17 protein-coding genes, 1 tRNA gene and 1 riboswitch are annotated in these 15,545 nt (G+C 71.1%); of the genes, 7 read left to right on the top strand and 11 right to left on the bottom strand.

Translation table 11 applies throughout. From position 1 onward, the window contains the following. Window positions 1-45: 45 nt before the first annotated feature. The 4 genes from B086_RS0106470 to B086_RS0106455 form a co-directional block, all read right to left on the bottom strand. Window positions 46-897 carry a DUF1707 domain-containing protein gene (locus tag B086_RS0106470; RefSeq protein WP_018565590.1) on the bottom strand — a complete coding sequence of 284 codons (852 nt, stop codon included), beginning with the start codon at window positions 895-897 and terminating at the stop codon, window positions 46-48. A gap of 33 nt (window positions 898-930) precedes the next feature. Further along, a complete protein-coding gene (locus B086_RS39295; RefSeq protein ID WP_018565589.1) occupies window positions 931-2,061 on the bottom strand; it encodes an ABC transporter ATP-binding protein in 1,131 nt (376 codons plus the stop codon). An 18-nt stretch (window positions 2,062-2,079) separates the two neighbouring features. Next, window positions 2,080-2,883 (bottom strand): ABC transporter permease, encoded by an 804-nt coding sequence (locus tag B086_RS0106460; RefSeq protein ID WP_234029270.1) that lies wholly within the window; start codon window positions 2,881-2,883, stop codon window positions 2,080-2,082. 124 nt (window positions 2,884-3,007) lie between these two features. Then, window positions 3,008-3,808, bottom strand: a complete 801-nt coding sequence (locus B086_RS0106455; RefSeq protein WP_078510157.1) for an ABC transporter permease — start codon at window positions 3,806-3,808, stop codon at window positions 3,008-3,010. Between the two features lie 215 nt (window positions 3,809-4,023). Here B086_RS0106455 and B086_RS0106450 point away from each other — a divergent pair, with 215 nt between their 5' ends. Then, the gene (locus B086_RS0106450; protein WP_106436033.1) at window positions 4,024-6,954 is read left to right on the top strand and encodes a transglycosylase domain-containing protein; all 2,931 of its coding nucleotides are present in this window, start codon (window positions 4,024-4,026) and stop codon (window positions 6,952-6,954) included. A gap of 22 nt (window positions 6,955-6,976) precedes the next feature. Here the strand turns inward: B086_RS0106450 and sugE are convergent, their stop codons facing one another. From sugE to B086_RS0106435, 3 genes are all read right to left on the bottom strand, one after another. After that, window positions 6,977-7,297: a quaternary ammonium compound efflux SMR transporter SugE gene (sugE, locus tag B086_RS0106445; RefSeq protein WP_018565585.1), complete on the bottom strand. Its 321-nt coding sequence runs from the start codon at window positions 7,295-7,297 to the stop codon at window positions 6,977-6,979. Window positions 7,298-7,359: 62 nt separating this feature from the next. Continuing rightward, window positions 7,360-7,423: riboswitch (guanidine-III (ykkC-III) riboswitch) on the bottom strand. 63 nt (window positions 7,424-7,486) lie between these two features. Beyond that, entirely contained in the window at window positions 7,487-7,843 is a 357-nt protein-coding gene (locus B086_RS0106440) for a GroES family chaperonin (RefSeq protein WP_018565584.1), read from the bottom strand. 43 nt (window positions 7,844-7,886) lie between these two features. Then, window positions 7,887-8,216 carry a DUF3618 domain-containing protein gene (locus tag B086_RS0106435; RefSeq protein ID WP_018565583.1) on the bottom strand — a complete coding sequence of 110 codons (330 nt, stop codon included), beginning with the start codon at window positions 8,214-8,216 and terminating at the stop codon, window positions 7,887-7,889. 141 nt (window positions 8,217-8,357) lie between these two features. Here B086_RS0106435 and bcp point away from each other — a divergent pair, with 141 nt between their 5' ends. The 4 genes from bcp (at window position 8,358) to B086_RS0106420 (ending at window position 10,225) form a co-directional block, all read left to right on the top strand. After that, a complete protein-coding gene (bcp, locus tag B086_RS0106430) occupies window positions 8,358-8,825 on the top strand; it encodes a thioredoxin-dependent thiol peroxidase (RefSeq protein ID WP_018565582.1) in 468 nt (155 codons plus the stop codon). Between the two features lie 170 nt (window positions 8,826-8,995). Continuing rightward, a complete protein-coding gene (locus B086_RS0106425; protein ID WP_018565581.1) occupies window positions 8,996-9,649 on the top strand; it encodes an HNH endonuclease signature motif containing protein in 654 nt (217 codons plus the stop codon). Continuing rightward, window positions 9,646-10,188 (top strand): HNH endonuclease, encoded by a 543-nt coding sequence (locus B086_RS42600; protein ID WP_078530996.1) that lies wholly within the window; start codon window positions 9,646-9,648, stop codon window positions 10,186-10,188. The genes B086_RS0106425 and B086_RS42600 overlap by 4 nt, the downstream gene beginning before the upstream one ends. Next, window positions 10,153-10,225 (top strand) — tRNA-Leu (locus tag B086_RS0106420). The genes B086_RS42600 and B086_RS0106420 overlap by 36 nt, the downstream gene beginning before the upstream one ends. A gap of 55 nt (window positions 10,226-10,280) precedes the next feature. Here the strand turns inward: B086_RS0106420 and rdgB are convergent. From rdgB to B086_RS0106400, 4 genes are all read right to left on the bottom strand, one after another. Further along, on the bottom strand, window positions 10,281-10,883 hold the full coding sequence (gene rdgB / locus B086_RS0106415) for an RdgB/HAM1 family non-canonical purine NTP pyrophosphatase (RefSeq protein WP_026252161.1): 603 nt from the start codon (window positions 10,881-10,883) through the stop codon (window positions 10,281-10,283). Between the two features lie 22 nt (window positions 10,884-10,905). Continuing rightward, window positions 10,906-11,313, bottom strand: a complete 408-nt coding sequence (locus B086_RS0106410) for a hypothetical protein (RefSeq protein WP_018565579.1) — start codon at window positions 11,311-11,313, stop codon at window positions 10,906-10,908. 166 nt (window positions 11,314-11,479) lie between these two features. Beyond that, window positions 11,480-12,217, bottom strand: coding sequence for a ribonuclease PH (rph, locus tag B086_RS0106405; RefSeq protein WP_018565578.1), 738 nt, complete (start codon window positions 12,215-12,217; stop codon window positions 11,480-11,482). 93 nt (window positions 12,218-12,310) lie between these two features. Continuing rightward, window positions 12,311-12,544 (bottom strand): glucose PTS transporter subunit EIIB, encoded by a 234-nt coding sequence (locus B086_RS0106400; protein WP_018517946.1) that lies wholly within the window; start codon window positions 12,542-12,544, stop codon window positions 12,311-12,313. Window positions 12,545-12,736: 192 nt separating this feature from the next. Between B086_RS0106400 and B086_RS0106395 the strand changes: the two genes are divergently transcribed. Then, window positions 12,737-14,041 carry a PTS transporter subunit EIIC gene (locus tag B086_RS0106395; RefSeq protein ID WP_026252160.1) on the top strand — a complete coding sequence of 435 codons (1,305 nt, stop codon included), beginning with the start codon at window positions 12,737-12,739 and terminating at the stop codon, window positions 14,039-14,041. A 241-nt stretch (window positions 14,042-14,282) separates the two neighbouring features. After that, the gene (locus tag B086_RS0106390) at window positions 14,283-15,539 is read left to right on the top strand and encodes a PTS transporter subunit EIIC (RefSeq protein WP_018565576.1); all 1,257 of its coding nucleotides are present in this window, start codon (window positions 14,283-14,285) and stop codon (window positions 15,537-15,539) included. Window positions 15,540-15,545 lie beyond the last annotated feature (6 nt).

Below are 15,545 nucleotides of genomic sequence, written 5' to 3'. Positions count from 1 at the left end.
GCTCACGGGCCCGGAGAGCCCTCGTGCCCGCCCGCCGGAAACCCGCTAGTAGTCCCGGTGCCCGCGGCGGTCCCGGCGCTGCTCCCGGCGCTCGCGGTGCTGCTCCCAGCGCTCCTCGTGGCGCTGCCGGTGCTGCTCCATGCGCTCCTCCTGGCGGTCCCAGTGCCGCTCCCAGCGGTCGCGCATCTCCTCGTGCCGGGAGGACTGGAGCTCGCGGCGCTCCGTCCGGCGGTCCAGCTTCTCCTGGCGGCGCTGCTCCTTCTGGAGCAGCCGCTCGGCCTTGGTGAGCTTGCGTTCGACGGCCACCCCGCCCCAGAAGGCGAACCCGGTGACGATCACGCGCGGGGCGCCCGGCTCACCCGGTACGCCCTCCTCGCGGTGGTCGAAGCCGCCCATGATGCCGATGCCACGGACGACGACCTCGACGCCGGGCGGCACGATCACCTGCGCGCCGCCCATGATCGCGATGCAGTTGATCTCCACCTCGCGGTCCGCGAAGTTCGCCTCCCGCAGGTCGATCTCGCCGCCGCCCCAGAAGGAGAAGCAGCTGAACCGCTTCGGGACCGTCCACCGCCCCTTGCGCTGGAAGCCCGACATCACGGCCACCGCCCACGACGACGAGCCCTCGCCGCCGGTGATCCGCGACGCCCAGCTGCCCGGCTCGGCCGGTTCCTTGTGCAGGGACACCGCGGGCGCCGCCGGCACGCCCCCCGCCACGGGCAGGTCACGGGTGATCGGCGCCAGCTCGCCGTACGTACGTGCCTTGTAGGTGGCGTCCAGCCGTTCCTCGAACTCCGCCATGTCCAGGCGGCCTTCGGCGAGGGCGTCCCGCAGGGTCTCGGCGACCCGTTCGCGATCGGCGTCTGAGGCGCGCAGTTCGGGGGCATCGTCGGTCATGTGCAGCAGCCTACGAAATCCCCGCGCCGCAGGCTATGAGAGCGCGCGTTCCACGCCGTCCGCACCGTCCCCGCCGGCCGCGCCGACCTCGCCCGCGACCGTGGCGCCCGCCGCGTACATCTCGGCGATCACCGCCTCGATGTCCGGTTCGCGCACCGACAGGTCCACCAGCGGGTAGTGCTCCGCGACCCGGGCCACCAGCGGCGCGGCCGACTCGCCCGCCGGGAAGGACAGCCACTGCCGCGGCCCCTCCACCCGCACCACGCGCGCGCCCGGCACCTCAAGCGGCGGCAGCTCCCGCTCCAGGTCCACCACCAGGGTGCGTTCGCCCTGCGCCGCCTCGTGCAGACCGGGCAGCGAGCCGTCGTACATCAGCCGCCCGTGGTCGATCACCATCACCCGCGAGCACAACTGCTCGATGTCCTGGAGGTCGTGGGTGGTCAGCAGCACCGTCGTGCCCTGCTCGGCGTTCAGGTCGCGCAGGAAGGAGCGGACCCGGGACTTGCTGATCACGTCCAGGCCGATGGTCGGCTCGTCCAGGTACAGCACCTCCGGGTCGTGCAGCAGCGCCGCCGCGATGTCACCGCGCATGCGCTGGCCCAGCGAGAGCTGGCGCACCGGGACGTCCAGCAGGTCGGCCAGTTCGAGGAGTTCGACGCAGCGGTCGAGGTTCTCCCGGTAACGGGCGTCGGGGATCCGGTACATGCGGTGCATCAGCCGGTAGGAGTCGATCAGCGGCAGGTCCCACCACAAGGTCGTGCGCTGTCCGAACACCACTCCGATACGTTGCGCGAGCCGGGTGCGCTCGCGCGAGGGGTCGATGCCGGCCACCCGCAGCCGGCCGCCGCTGGGGGTGAGGATGCCCGTGAGCATCTTGATCGTCGTCGACTTGCCCGCGCCGTTCGGGCCGATGTAGCCGACCATCTCGCCGCGCGCCACGGTGAAGGAGATCGCGTCGACCGCCCGCACCTGCCGCCGCTCCCGCTTGAGGAACCCGGTCTTCTTGCGCACGTCGAAGACCTTCTCGACCCGGTCGAGTTCGATGAACGCCCCGTCGGCCCCGCCCGGCCCGCCCGGCCCGCCCTGGATGAACGCCCCGTCCGGCCCGCCCGTCCTGTCCGGCCCGCCCGGTTCGTGGGTCCCGTCCGCTCCGCCCGTCACCATGCCGTCCTCCCTGTCCCTTCAGCTTCCCGTGCTCCGGTACGACCTGAGGCCCGCCCGCCAGGCCAGCCCCGCCAGCGCGCAGCAGACCACCGCCACCAGCGGCGAGAGGAACCCCGTCCAGTGCGGCAGCCCGAGCGGGTACGGCCGCCCCAGCACATAGGCGGCGGGCAGCCAGTTGACGAAGGCCAGCGGCAGCACGAACGTCACCCCGCGCACCAGCTCCTTGCCGAACACCGTCGGCGGGTACTGGAGCAGCGTGGTGCCGCCGTAGGTGAACGCGTTCTGCACCTCGGAGGCGTCCTGCGCCGCGAACTGGAAGGCGGCGCCCGCCACGAACACGGCGCCGAAGATCGCGCAGCCGCTCACCACCATCACCGGCAGCAGCACCACCTTGAGCACCGTCCAGTGCACGTCCAGCGTGGCCAGCGCGTACCCGAGGACCAGCAGCCCCTGGGTCACCCGGCCGAGGCGGCGCAGCGCGAACCGGTCGGCGGCGACCTGCGCGAGCACCGGCACCGGGCGGACCAGCAGCGTGTCCAGCGTGCCGTCGCGCACCCGCCGCCCCAGCCGGTCCATCGAGCCGATCGCCAGGTCCGCCAGACCGAAGGACGTGCCCGACAGCCCGTACAGCAGGGCGATCTCCCCCAGCGAGTAGCCGCCCAGCGCGTCCACCCGGGAGAACATGAGCAGGATCGCGACGAAGTCCAGCGCGGTCACCGCGAAGTTGCCCAGCGTCGTCATCACGAAGGACGCCCGGTAGGCCATCGTGGAGCGCAGCCACATCCCGGCGATCATGCGGTAGGCGCGCAGCCCGTCCGCCAGCCGGCCGCGCGCGCCGCCCCGTCCGCCGTGCTCCGCGCGGAAGCCGGCCCCGGCCGGCGTACCAGCCGTCGTTCCGGCCGTCGTATCAGCCGTCGTTCCGGCCGCCGCTGTCCCGGTGGACCGCTCAGCCACCCTGGACCACCACCCGCCGGGTCGCCACCGTCTGGAGCAGCCGTCCGGCCGCCAGCAGCGCCACCGCCCACGCCCCCTGGAGGGCGTACGTGCCCAGCGGCCGCGCCTGCCCCATCAGGACATCGGCGGGGGCCTGGAGCAGCGACGCCCACGGCAGTGCCCGGACGACCTCGCCGAGGGCGCCCGGGAAGACGTTCAGCGGCAGCAGCATCCCCGAGCAGAACACACCGGCCAGCCAGGCGATCTGGGTCACACCCGACCCGTCGAGCAGCCAGAACGCGCTCAGCGCCACCAGGAAGCGGATCCCGAAGCTCACCAGCATCGCCAGCAGCACGGCGCCGAGGAACGCCGCCCAGGTCACCGGGTCCGTGGGCAGCGCCACCGGGAAGAACAGCGCCCCGAACACGAACGGCACCACCCCGCGGCCCAGCAGCTGGAACGTCGCCCGGCCCACGTCCGCCGCCAGCCACCACAGCTGGAGGTCGGCCGGGCGGTGCAGATCGGTCGCGATGTCCCCCGTACGGATGCGCTCCATCAGCTCTTCCTCGGCCCCGCCGCCCCCGATGGCGAGGGTCGCCAGGAACGCCTGCCCCAGCCATACGTACGTCACCGCCTGGGAGCGGTCGTAGCCGCCCAGATGCGGCCGGATGTCCCACAGGGCGAGATACGTGTACACGAGGATCAGCCCGAAGACCGTGTTGGTGAACACCCCGGCCGCGGTGGCCGCCCGATACGTCGCGTACCGTCTGAATCCGCCCGCCGCGACGGCCGCGTACAACCGTCCAGCGCCCACGCCACGCCCCTCCCGCCAAGCCGACACCGAAGCGCAGGAGCCTAGTGCGCGCCGGACGTGATGTGCCACGCATTTTCCGCGGACGAGAAGTTCCCGGGCACGGGAACGGAACGCTTGGTGCGAGAGTCTTCATCGAGGGGCGCAGAAGGCGCATGAGGGCGTACGCGAACGTATGCCGCGAAACGTGAACACGCGAAACGGAGTCCGTGCACGAGATGAGCGACGAGCCGCAGCCGAAGGCCGAGGCACCGCGTCCCGCCGGGGAACCGGAGGGGAAGCCGGGGGCGCAGTCAGGAGCGCGACCCGGCGCGGGACCGGAGACGGGCCCGGCTGCCGAGCGGCGGGGCGCCGCGGCGGACGCGGCCTCGGACGGGGAATCGGTCCGGGCCTCCGGCCAGGACTCGGGCCGGGACTCCGGCCAGGACTCCTCGGAGACCGCCGCGGGGGGCGCGGCGGACCGCCGTACGACGACGCCCGCCTGGGCCGCGAAGGAGACCGGCACCGGCTCTGACTCCGGCTCCGGTTCTGGCCCCGGCTCCGACGCGCGCCGGGGACCGCGCTCCGGCGCGGCGCCGACGCCTCCCGGCACCCCCGGCCGCCGGGAGGTCACCGCCGGACCCGCGGCCCCCCGCACCGCCACGCCCTCCCCCTCTCCCGCCCCGGGCCAGAGCAAGGGCCAGGGCCAGGGCGGCGCGGGCCGTGCCGACCGCGACGTCACCACCGCCTCCGCCGCCACAGCCGGCGCGGGCGGCAAGGGCAAGAAGCCCCGGCGCAGGCGGACCGGCTGGCGGCGGCTGTTCCCCACCTGGCGGATGACGCTCGGCGGGTTCCTCACCCTGGTCCTCGTCGGCGTCGGCCTGTTCTTCCTCGGCTACTCCCTCGTGAAGATCCCCGACGCCAACGCCCTCGCCGTCAAACAGGCCAACATCTACCTCTACGCCGACGGCACCGAGATCGCCCGCGACGGCGAGGTCAACCGCGAGAGCGTCCCGCTGGACCAGGTCTCCCAGGCCGCCCAGCACGCCGTGCTCGCCGCCGAGGACCGCGACTTCTACAGCGAGTCCGCCATCGACCCCAAGGCCGTGCTCCGCGGCGGCTGGCGCACCGTCACCGGCAAGGGCAAGCAGTCCGGTTCCACCATCACCCAGCAGTACGTGAAGAACTACTACCTCGGCCAGGAGCAGACCGTCACCCGCAAGGTGAAGGAGTTCTTCATCTCGATCAAGCTGGACCGCAACGAGTCCAAGGACAAGATCCTGGAGGGCTACCTCAACACCAGCTTCTTCGGCCGCAACGCCTACGGCATCCAGGCCGCCGCCCAGGCGTACTACGGCGTCAACGCCAAGGACCTCGACCCGGCCCGCGCCGCCTACCTCGCCGCCCTCGTCAACGCGCCCAGCGAGTACGACGTCAGCGCCCACCCGGAGAACCGGCGCGCCGCCGAGGCCCGCTGGAACTACGTGCTGGACGGCATGGTCAAGAAGGGCTGGCTCAGCGCCTCCGAACGGGCCGGTCTCAAGTTCCCCGCGCCCAGATCCGCCACCGTGCCCACCGGCATGTCCGGCCAGCGCGGCTACCTCGTGCGCGCGGTCAAGGACTACCTCGCCAAGAACAAGATCCTCGACGAGGACGAGCTGTCCGCGGGCGGCTACCGCATCACCACCACGCTCCAGAAGAGCAAGCAGGACGCCTTCGTCAAGGCCGTCGACGAACAGCTGATCGACAAGCTGGACAAGAAGAACAACAAGACCGACCGCTACGTCCGCGCGGGCGGCGCCTCCGTCGACCCGAAGACCGGCGAGGTCGTCGCCATGTACGGCGGCATCGACTACGTCAAGCAGTACACCAACAACGCCACCCGCCGGGACTTCCAGGTCGGCTCCACCTTCAAGCCCTTCGTGCTCACCTCCGCCGTCCAGAACGAGTCCACCACCCAGGACTCCCGCACCATCACCCCGAACACCCTCTACGACGGCACCAACAAGCGGCCGGTCCAGGGCTGGAACGGCGGCCACTACGCCCCCGAGAACGAGGACCAGCAGTCCTACGGCGACATCACCGTCCGCGAGGCCACCGACAAGTCCGTCAACGCCGTGTACGCGCAGATGGCCGTCGACGTCGGCTCCGACAAGGTCAAGGAGACCGCGCTCGCCCTCGGCCTGCCCGCCGACACCCCCGAGCTGATCGGCTCCCCGTCCATCGCGCTCGGCGTGGCCCAGGCCAGCGTCCTCGACATGACCCAGGCGTACGCGACCCTCGCCAACCACGGCAAGCACGGCACCTACACGATCATCAAGAAGATCACCAAGGACGGCGCCAACGCGGTGGCCCTGCCCGGCCACGGCAGCACCGAGTCGCAGGCCGTCAGCCGCGAGGCCGCCGACACCACCACCGCCGTCCTCCAGAGCGTCGTGCAGAACGGCACCGGCGCCCCCGCCCAGGCCATCGACCGCCCCGCCGCGGCCAAGACCGGCACCGCCGAGGACGACAAGGCCGCCTGGTTCGCCGGCTACACACCCGACCTCGCCACCGTCGTCTCCGTCATGGGCCAGGACCCCGACACCGCCAAGCACAAGCCGCTCTACGGCGCCCTCGGCCTGCCCCGCATCAACGGCAGCGGCGCGCCCGGCAGCATCTGGGCGCAGTACATGGGCGACGCGCTCAAGGGCACTCCGGTCAGCGACTTCGACCTCAAGCTCCAGCCCGGCGCCGACGAGTCCCAGGCACCGCCCAGCGGCTCGGCCCAGAGCCCCGGCACCGGCGACGACGGCACCGGCGCCAGCCCGGGAACGGGCGACGAGGGCCAGGACACCCGCGGCCAGAGCACCCAGGGCCAGAGCCAGGACCCCGGACAGACCACCGGGACGCCGGGCGACTCCACCGGCGGCACCGCCACGGACGGCGGCACCGACGGCGGCACCCCGGGCGGTCCCGGCGGCGGCGACACCGGCGCCACGGACGGCACCGGCGGCACCCCGACCACCGGCGGCACCACCGAGGGCGGCGGCACACCCGGCGGAGGCGGCACCCCCACCACGGGCGGCCCCGGCGGCGGAGACGCGGGCGCCGACGGCGGCACCGGCACCGGACCGGCCGCGGGCGGCACCGGCACGAACACCGGGACGAACACCGGCACCGGCCGGTGAGGACGCCGGGTGACGCCCGCCGCTAATGCCCCGAGGTGACCTTCAGGCCCACCACGGACACCAGCAGCAGACAGACGAAGAAGATCCGGGCGGCGGTCGCCGGCTCCCCCAGCACCACCATGCCGAGCACCGCCGCACCGGCCGCGCCGATGCCCACCCACACGCCGTAGGCGGTACCGATGGGCAGGGAGCGGGCGGCGTAGGACAGCAGCAGCATGCTCACGACGATCCCCGCGCCGGTCAGGACGCTGGGCACCGGACGGGTGAAGCCCTCGCTGTACTTCATCCCGATCGACCAGCCGACCTCCAGCAGACCGGCGACGACAAGCAGAACCCAGGCCACGACGGGCACCTCCGAGACAACGGCAACGCCTGCCCCACGGGCGGGCGTTGCGACGGACACCAGGTGCGTCGTCTTTGCCTTCGTCCCGGTACGGCGCGTCTCGTCGGGTTCCCCACCGAGGCTAGCAAAGGAACGCCCAAGGGGCCGGTGACCCTGGTCACCGGCCCCTTGGGGAAGCAGCTCACTCCGTCACAGGTACAGACCTGTGGAGTCCTCCGAGCCCTCGAACCGGTCCGCGGCCACGGCGTGCAGATCGCGCTCGCGCATCAGCACGTACGCGGTGCCCCGCACCTCGACCTCCGCCCGGTCCTCCGGGTCGAACAGCACCCGGTCCCCCGGCTCCACGGTCCGTACGTTCTGCCCGACCGCGACGACCTCCGCCCAGGCCAGGCGACGGCCCACCGCGGCCGTCGCGGGGATCAGGATCCCGCCGCCCGACCGCCGCTCGCCCTCGCTCGTGTCCTGCCGGACGAGCACCCGGTCGTGCAGCATGCGGATGGGCAGCTTGTCCTGATGGGTGCTGTGCTCGTTTCTGTTGGCGCTCACGCCTGAAACCTACCTGCCTCGACCGATGTCCCTGCTCAGCGGGTCAGCCCCGGCGCCTGCGCCCGCTCACCGCGAGCAGGCCCACGACACCCACGGCGACGAGCGCGACCGGCACGATCCGCTCCAGCCGGGGAGCGCCCGCCTCGTCCGTGAACTGCGCCCGCACCTCGCTCACCACCCGGTTCACCTGCACGTACGCCCGCCCGAGGGTGTGGTCGACGTTCGAGGCGACCTTGGCCTTGGCATCCCCCACGAGCGTCTTCGGGTGCACGCGCACCCCGATCTCGTCGAGGGTCTCGGCCAGCACTGCGCGGCGACGCCTGATGTCCGCCTCGATCTCAGCCGGGGTCCTGGTGTCCGCCGTGTCCGCCACCGTAGCGCCTCCGAAGTCAACTGGTGCGTGTCCGGAACAGTCTGTCAGCTCTCACCGCGACCGCACCGTCGGCACCCCCGGTTACCCTCGGACCGACACGGTATTGGCCCCACGAGGACATGTACGAGGAGAGCACCTTCGATGAGCGAGCGACTCCAGCCCGGGGACACGGCTCCCGCCTTCACCCTCCCCGACGCCGACGGCAACGAGGTGTCGCTGGCCGGCCACCAGGGCCGCAAGGTCATCGTCTACTTCTACCCGGCCGCCCTCACCCCCGGCTGCACCAAGCAGGCCTGCGACTTCACCGACAACCTCGACGTGCTGGCCGGCGCGGGCTACGACGTCATCGGCATCTCCCCCGACAAGCCCGAGAAGCTCGCCAAGTTCCGCGACACCGAGTCCCTCAAGGTCACCCTGCTCGCCGACCCCGACAAGAAGGTCCTGGAGGCATACGGCGCCTTCGGCGAGAAGAAGCTCTACGGCAAGACGGTCACCGGCGTCATCCGCTCCACCGTCGTCGTCGACGAGCACGGCAAGGTCGAACGCGCCCTCTACAACGTCAAGGCCACCGGCCACGTCGCCAAGATCATCCGAGACCTGGGCATCTGACCCGGCCCTCGCCCCACCCCTCCCTTGCCGTCCCTTCCCGAACGGCCCGTCCCGGCACCCCCGGCACGGGCCGTTCCCCTGCCGTGTGCCGTGCGTGACCACCCGGCATCCGGTTCGTTGCTCCGTGCGGGCGAAGAACACACGCCCGACACCGGACCGGAGGGGACTCGATGGGGGCCAGTGCGTACACCAGGGACCGCCTGGAGGAAGCGGCACGCGGCGCGCGGACGCTGTCGGAGGCGCTGGAGAGACTGGGGGTGGATCCGCGAAGCACCACGCGGCGCTACGTGCTGGGGCGGATGAGAAAACTGGGCGTGGACGTCTCCCACTTCGAGCCGGAGGGCGTGAAGTGGACCCGGGAGATCCTCGAACAGGCGGTGGCGGCCTCCACGACCATGTGCGAGGTACTGCGGCGGCTCGGCCTCGAAGTGGTCGGCGGGCACCACACCCACATCAGCCGTCGGATCAAGGCGTACGGCATCGACACGTCGCACTTCGTGATCCCGACCCGGCGCGGGCGGCCCTGGCGGCCCCGGACACCGGAAGACATTCTCGTCGAGCAACCGGCCGCACAAGCGCGGCGCATCCCGAGCGACCGCCTCAAGTGGGCGATGACGACGACGGGCGTGCGGGAGTGGTGCGCCCTGTGCGGTACGGAGGCGGTATGGCGCGGCCGCCCGCTGCCACTGGAAGTGGATCACATCGACGGCGACTGGCGTGACAACCGCATCGAGAACCTGCGCCTGCTCTGCCCCAACTGCCATTCCACAACGGATACTTACCGTGGACGCGGCAAGGGTCGCGCCCATGGGGGTGCCCGGTGAGTGCCCGGCGCGGCCGTCCCGGGCCGGAGCAGTTGCGTACGGCGGTCGCCGCATCGGTCTCGGTCGCGGAGGCGCTCCGCCGCCTGGGGTGCCCTGACAACTCCAGGCAACGCTCCCTGCTGCGGCAGTGGATCGCCGAGGAGCGGCTGTCGACCGCGCACTTCCTCGGGCAGGCCCATGGACGCGGCAGACCGGGGCCGGTGCCTGCCAAACGCCCGGAGGAGGTGCTGGTCAAGCACGAGGGCGGGCGCCGGACCAGGACGGCGCCGTTGCGCCGCGCGCTCCGCGAGATTGGTGTACCGGAGGAGTGCGCCGAATGCGGTGTCGGACCCGAGTGGCTCGGGAAGCCCATGACGCTGGAGATCGACCACATCAACGGCGACTGGAGTGACGACCGGCGGGAGAACCTGCGGCTGCTCTGTCCCAACTGCCATGCGGTCACCAGTACCTGGTGCAGGGGCGGACGCCGACCGGCACAGCGCAGTAGAGTAGGGCCGACTCACGCGCCCGTACGCCAACGGCCGAGCGGCGATCTTTAGGTGGTCGTGTTTGTCGGTTCGAATCCGACCGGGCGCACAGGCAGGAGAGGCCCCGCACCTTGGATTCCAAGGTGCGGGGCCTCTCCGCAAGTTCAGCCCAACAGCTCCCGTACCACCGGTACCAGCGCGCGGAACGCCTTGCCGCGGTGGCTGATGGCGTTCTTCTCGGCGGGGGTCAGTTCGGCGCAGGTGCGGGTGTCGCCGTCGGGCTGGAGGACCGGGTCGTAGCCGAAGCCGCCGGTGCCGGCGGGGGTGTGGCGGAGGGTGCCGCGGAGCTGGCCCTCGACGACGCGTTCCGTGCCGTCGGGGAGGGCGAGGGCGGCGGCGCAGGCGAAGTGGGCGGCGCGGTGGCCGTCGGCGATGTCGGAGAGCTGGGCGAGGAGCAGGTCCAGGTTGGCCCGGTCGTCGCCGTGGCGCCCGGACCAGCGGGCGGAGAAGATGCCGGGCGCGCCGCCGAGGACGTCGACGCAGAGGCCGGAGTCGTCGGCGACGGCGGGCAGGCCGGTGGCGCGGGCCAGGGCGTGTGCCTTGAGCAGCGCGTTCTCGGCGAAGGTGACGCCGGTCTCCTTGACGTCGGGGATCTCCGGGTAGGCGTCGGTGCCGATGAGTTCGTGGGGCAGTTCCGCGTCGGTGAGGATCGCCCGGAGTTCGGTGATCTTTCCGGGGTTGCGGGTGGCGAGGATCAGGCGGGTCATGGTCACCAGTATCGGGGGCGGGTCAGGGGGTGCAGACCTTGGTGAGTTCGCCGGCGGCGTCGGTGACGGGGGTGAGGTCGGGGGTGTGGTCGCCGTTCTTGACGGCGGTGCGGACGTTGCCGACGGCTTTGTCGAGGTTGTCGACGGCCTTGTTGACGTCGGTGTCGTCCGTCTTGTCGCCGATCTTGCCGAGCTTGTCCTCTATCGCGCGGAGGGCGTCGTCGGTCTTGCCGGGGTCGTCGGCGGCGTTCTGTACGGCCTGTTGGAGGTCGGTGACGCTGTCGGCGATGGCGTCGGCGGTCTGTACGCAGTCCAGGGCCTTGCCGACCGCGTCGCAGCCGGTGAGGGCGGCGGTGGCGAGTGCGATGGCGGCCGTGGTGGCGGCGATGGCGGTGGTGCGGCCCGGTCGTCGGCGTCGGCTCGCGGCCATGGCTGGGTTCCCTCCCCGGTCGGTGGCCGGGCGTGCGGCTGTCGTGCCGTACGCCCGTACCGGTAGGGACGCCGGGTGTGCGGTGCGGGTTGCGCCCCGGCGGCCCCTTCCTTGGTCTGCTCTTTACTTTTCGGTGTTCGCCGCTTTTCGGTGTTCTCTGGGTCCGCTACTTCTCGCGGTGCTGGTCGAGCGCGGCGCGCTGGATGGCGGCGAGCTCGGTGCAGCCGGCCGCGGCGAGGTCGAGCAGGGCGTTGAGTTCGTCGCGGGCGAAGGGTTCGGCCTCGGCGGTGCCCTGGACCTCGACGAAGCGGCCGTCGCCGGTGCAGACGACGTTCATGTCGGTGTCGGCGCGGACGTCCTCCTCGTAGCAGAGGTCGAGGAGGGGGGCGCCGCCGACGATGCCGACGGAGACGGCGCTGACGGTGCCGGTGAGGGGCTGTCGGCCGGCCTTGACGAGCTTGCGGCCCTGGGCCCAGGTGATGGCGTCGGCGAGGGCGACGTAGGCACCGGTGATGGCGGCGGTGCGGGTGCCGCCGTCGGCCTGGAGGACGTCGCAGTCCAGGACGACGGTGTTCTCGCCGAGGGCCTTGTAGTCGACGACGGCGCGCAGGGAGCGGCCGATGAGGCGGCTGATCTCGTGGGTGCGGCCGCCGATGCGGCCCTTGACGGACTCGCGGTCGCCGCGGGTGTTGGTGGCGCGGGGCAGCATGGAGTATTCGGCGGTGACCCAGCCCTCGCCGCTGCCCTTGCGCCAGCGCGGGACGCCTTCGGTGACGGAGGCGGTGCAGAGGACCCGGGTGTCGCCGAAGGAGACGAGGACGGAGCCTTCGGCGTGCTTGCTCCAGCCGCGTTCGATGGTGACCGGGCGGAGCTGTTCGGCGGTGCGGCCGTCGGTTCGAGACATGGGGTCGAGCGTAGTGCCCCATGGTCAAGGGGCTCCTCCCGCGTCGGGAAGAGCCCCTTGGGGGGTGAATCGCGGTCCCGTGGGACCGGTGGTTCACATCATGTCTTCGATGTCCGCGGCGATCGGGTCGGCGTCGGTGCCGATGACGACCTGGATGGCGGTGCCCATCTTGACGACGCCGTGGGCGCCGGCGGCCTTGAGGGCGGCCTCGTCGACCTTGCTGGGGTCGATGACCTCGGTGCGGAGGCGGGTGATGCAGCCCTCGACCTCTTCGATGTTCTCGATGCCGCCGAGACCGGCAACGATCTTCTCAGCCTTGCTGGCCATGTTCTGTCTCCCTGATCCGAACCGCTTTGTCGCAGTAACCCACAGTTGGCCCATCTTCGCGAGCGGTCGTGCCGTGGGTGGCCGATGATGGCGTTCACGACAGCGGAACCGTCCGTCAACTGGTCTACACCACCGTTGGCGCGGTGGCCAAACGCGGTGCCGCACGACGGAGCGGAGCCTCGGGAGGACGCCATGAGTGCCGACAGCGCGGGTGGTGCGGGGACGGGGGTCTCGCCCCTGCGGGAGCACTGGAACAGCCTGTTCCAGGGGTTGCAGAAGATGGGCCGCAGTCTTCAGCTGCCGATCGCGGTGCTCCCGGCGGCCGGGATCCTGAACCGGCTGGGGCAGCCGGATGTGTTCGGCAAGGACGGGCTGGGCTGGATCGACGTCTCGAAGGTGATGGCGGGGGCGGGGGGCGCGCTGCTCGACGGCTCGCTGGGGCTGCCGCTGCTGTTCTGTGTCGGGGTGGCCATCGGCATGGCGAAGAAGGCGGACGGTTCGACGGCGCTGGCGGCGGTGGCGGGCTTCCTCGTCTACTACAACGTGCTGCATCAGTTCCCGGTGGGCTGCGGGGCGGGTGCGGTGGCGACGGCGGCCGGGTGCCGGGCGGCCGACGGGACGGTGACGGCGTTCGCTTTCCAGAATCCGGGAATCTTCGGCGGGATCGTGATGGGGCTGCTGTCGGCCTTCTTCTGGCGGCGGTTCCACCGGACGAGGCTGGTGGACTGGCTGGGCTTCTTCAACGGGCGCCGGCTGGTGCCGATCATCATGGCGTTCGTGGCGATCCTGTTCGCGGCGCTGTGTCTGTGGGTGTGGCCGCCGGTCGGGCGGGGGCTGGAGAGTTTCAGCGACTGGCTGAGCGACGCGGGCGCGTGGGGCGCGGGGGTGTTCGGGCTGGCGAACCGGGCGCTGCTGGTGATCGGGCTGCACCAGTTCCTGAACGTGCCCATCTGGTTCCAGTTCGGCAGTTACACCAAGCCGGACGGGACGGTGGTGCACGGTGACATCAACATGTTCCTGGCGGGCGATCCGAACGCGGGGCAGTTCACCTCGGGTTTCTTCCCGATCATGATGTTCGCGCTGCCTGCGGCGGCGCTGGCGATCACGCACACGGCGCGGCCGGCGCGGCGCAAGGAGGTCGGCGGGCTGATGCTGTCGGTGGCGCTGACGTCGTTCGTCACGGGGATCACGGAGCCGCTGGAGTACTCGTTCCTGTTCATCGCGCCGGTGCTGTACGCGGTGCACGCGGTGCTGACGGGGGTGTCGATGGCGGTGACGTGGGCGCTGGGGGTGCACGACGGGTTCAGCTTCTCGGCGGGGCTGATCGACTACGTGATCAACTGGAATCTGGCGACCCGGCCGTGGGCGATCATCCCGATCGGGTTGTGCTTCGCCGCCGTCTATTACACGGTCTTCCGATTTGCCATCACGAAGTTCGACCTGAAGACTCCGGGGCGGGAGCCCGCGGACGAGGTCGAGGACACCACGAAGCCCTGACGTCCGCGGCGGATGACGGGGGCTCACGGCGGGCCCTCGGCGGGGGTGCGCACAGCTCTCGGACAGGGGCTGATATCGGTCTGAGACCGGCGTGAAATCGGCTTGTCACCGGCGGCCGGAGTCCGCACGGCGTGTAGCGGTTCGGTCGCGTTTTCGCGGGTTCCTTACGCCACCTTCATCGTGCTACAACAGGTCTACACCACTGAGTGGTGTAGACCACCACCCGATGGAGGACGGACGTATGAGCACCGCCACCGCCGAATCGACGGCGGCACCCGCGAAGAAGCGGGGATCTGGCCTTTTCCAGGGCCTGCAGAAGGTCGGCCGCAGCTTGCAGCTCCCGATCGCCGTGCTGCCGGCCGCGGGCATCATGGTCCGGCTGGGCCAGGACGACATCTTCGGCAAGGACGGCCTGGGCTGGGACAAGGTCGCCGCCGTGTTCAACAACGCGGGCGGCGCGCTGACCGGTTCGCTGCCGATCCTGTTCTGCATCGGCGTGGCCATCGGTTTCGCCAAGAAGTCGGACGGTTCGACCGCTCTGGCCGCGGTGGTCGGCTTCCTCGTCTACAGCAAGGTCCTGGAGGCCTTCCCCCTCACCGAGCAGCACATCGAGAAGGGGAAGATAGTCGAGGCCAGCTACAACAACCCGGGGGTGCTCGGCGGCATCATCATGGGTCTGCTGGCCGCCGTCCTGTGGCAGCGGTTCCACCGCACCAAGCTGGTGGACTGGCTCGGCTTCTTCAACGGCCGCCGTCTGGTGCCGATCATCATGGCCTTCGTGGGCATCGTGATGGGTGTCGTCTTCGCCCTGATCTGGAAGCCCATCGGCACCGGCATCACCAACTTCGGCGACTGGATGACCGGCCTCGGCTCGGGCGGTGCCGCGCTCTTCGGCGGTGTGAACCGCGCGCTGATCCCCGTCGGCATGCACCAGTTCGTCAACACCGTCTCGTGGTTCCAGCTCGGCAGCTTCACCGACGCCTCCGGCCAGGTCTGGCAGGGTGACATCCCGCGCTTCCTGCACGGCGACCCGTCCGCCGGTCTGTTCCAGTCCGGCTTCTTCCCGATCATGATGTTCGGTCTGCCGGCCGCCGCGCTCGCCATCGCGCACTGCGCCCGTCCCGAGCGCCGCAAGGCCGTCCTCGGCATGATGATCTCGCTGGCCGCGACCTCGTTCGTCACCGGTGTGACCGAGCCGATCGAGTTCTCGTTCATGTTCATCGCGCCGATCCTGTACGTGCTGCACGCCGTGCTCACCGCCGCGTCGATGGCCATCACCTGGGGCCTGGGCGTGCACGACGGCTTCAACTTCTCGGCCGGCTTCATCGACTACGCGCTCAACTGGCACCTGGCGTCCAAGCCCTGGCTGATCATCCCGATCGGACTGGTCTTCGCGGCGATCTACTACGTGACCTTCCGCTTCGCCATCACCAAGTTCAACCTCCCCACCCCGGGCCGCGAGCCCGAGGAGGAGGTCGAGGACCTCACCAAGGCGTGAGTCCCC

The sequence above is a fragment of the Streptomyces sp. PsTaAH-124 genome (assembly GCF_000373685.1).
In the GTDB taxonomy this organism is placed as follows: domain Bacteria; phylum Actinomycetota; class Actinomycetes; order Streptomycetales; family Streptomycetaceae; genus Streptomyces; species Streptomyces andamanensis.
Note: the sequence above shows the minus strand (reverse complement) of the source record. Positions and strands in the feature narration are given on the sequence as shown.

Coding starts and splice junctions, on each gene's coding strand:
- B086_RS0106470 (WP_018565590.1), bottom strand. CDS start 897: ATGACCGACGATGCCCCCGAACTGCGCGCCTCAGACGCCGATCGCGAA.
- B086_RS39295 (WP_018565589.1), bottom strand. CDS start 2,061: ATGGTGACGGGCGGAGCGGACGGGACCCACGAACCGGGCGGGCCGGAC.
- B086_RS0106450 (WP_106436033.1), top strand. CDS start 4,024: ATGAGCGACGAGCCGCAGCCGAAGGCCGAGGCACCGCGTCCCGCCGGG.
- bcp (WP_018565582.1), top strand. CDS start 8,358: ATGAGCGAGCGACTCCAGCCCGGGGACACGGCTCCCGCCTTCACCCTC.
- B086_RS0106425 (WP_018565581.1), top strand. CDS start 8,996: ATGGGGGCCAGTGCGTACACCAGGGACCGCCTGGAGGAAGCGGCACGC.
- rdgB (WP_026252161.1), bottom strand. CDS start 10,883: ATGACCCGCCTGATCCTCGCCACCCGCAACCCCGGAAAGATCACCGAA.
- B086_RS0106410 (WP_018565579.1), bottom strand. CDS start 11,313: ATGGCCGCGAGCCGACGCCGACGACCGGGCCGCACCACCGCCATCGCC.
- rph (WP_018565578.1), bottom strand. CDS start 12,217: ATGTCTCGAACCGACGGCCGCACCGCCGAACAGCTCCGCCCGGTCACC.
- B086_RS0106400 (WP_018517946.1), bottom strand. CDS start 12,544: ATGGCCAGCAAGGCTGAGAAGATCGTTGCCGGTCTCGGCGGCATCGAG.
- B086_RS0106395 (WP_026252160.1), top strand. CDS start 12,737: ATGAGTGCCGACAGCGCGGGTGGTGCGGGGACGGGGGTCTCGCCCCTG.
- B086_RS0106390 (WP_018565576.1), top strand. CDS start 14,283: ATGAGCACCGCCACCGCCGAATCGACGGCGGCACCCGCGAAGAAGCGG.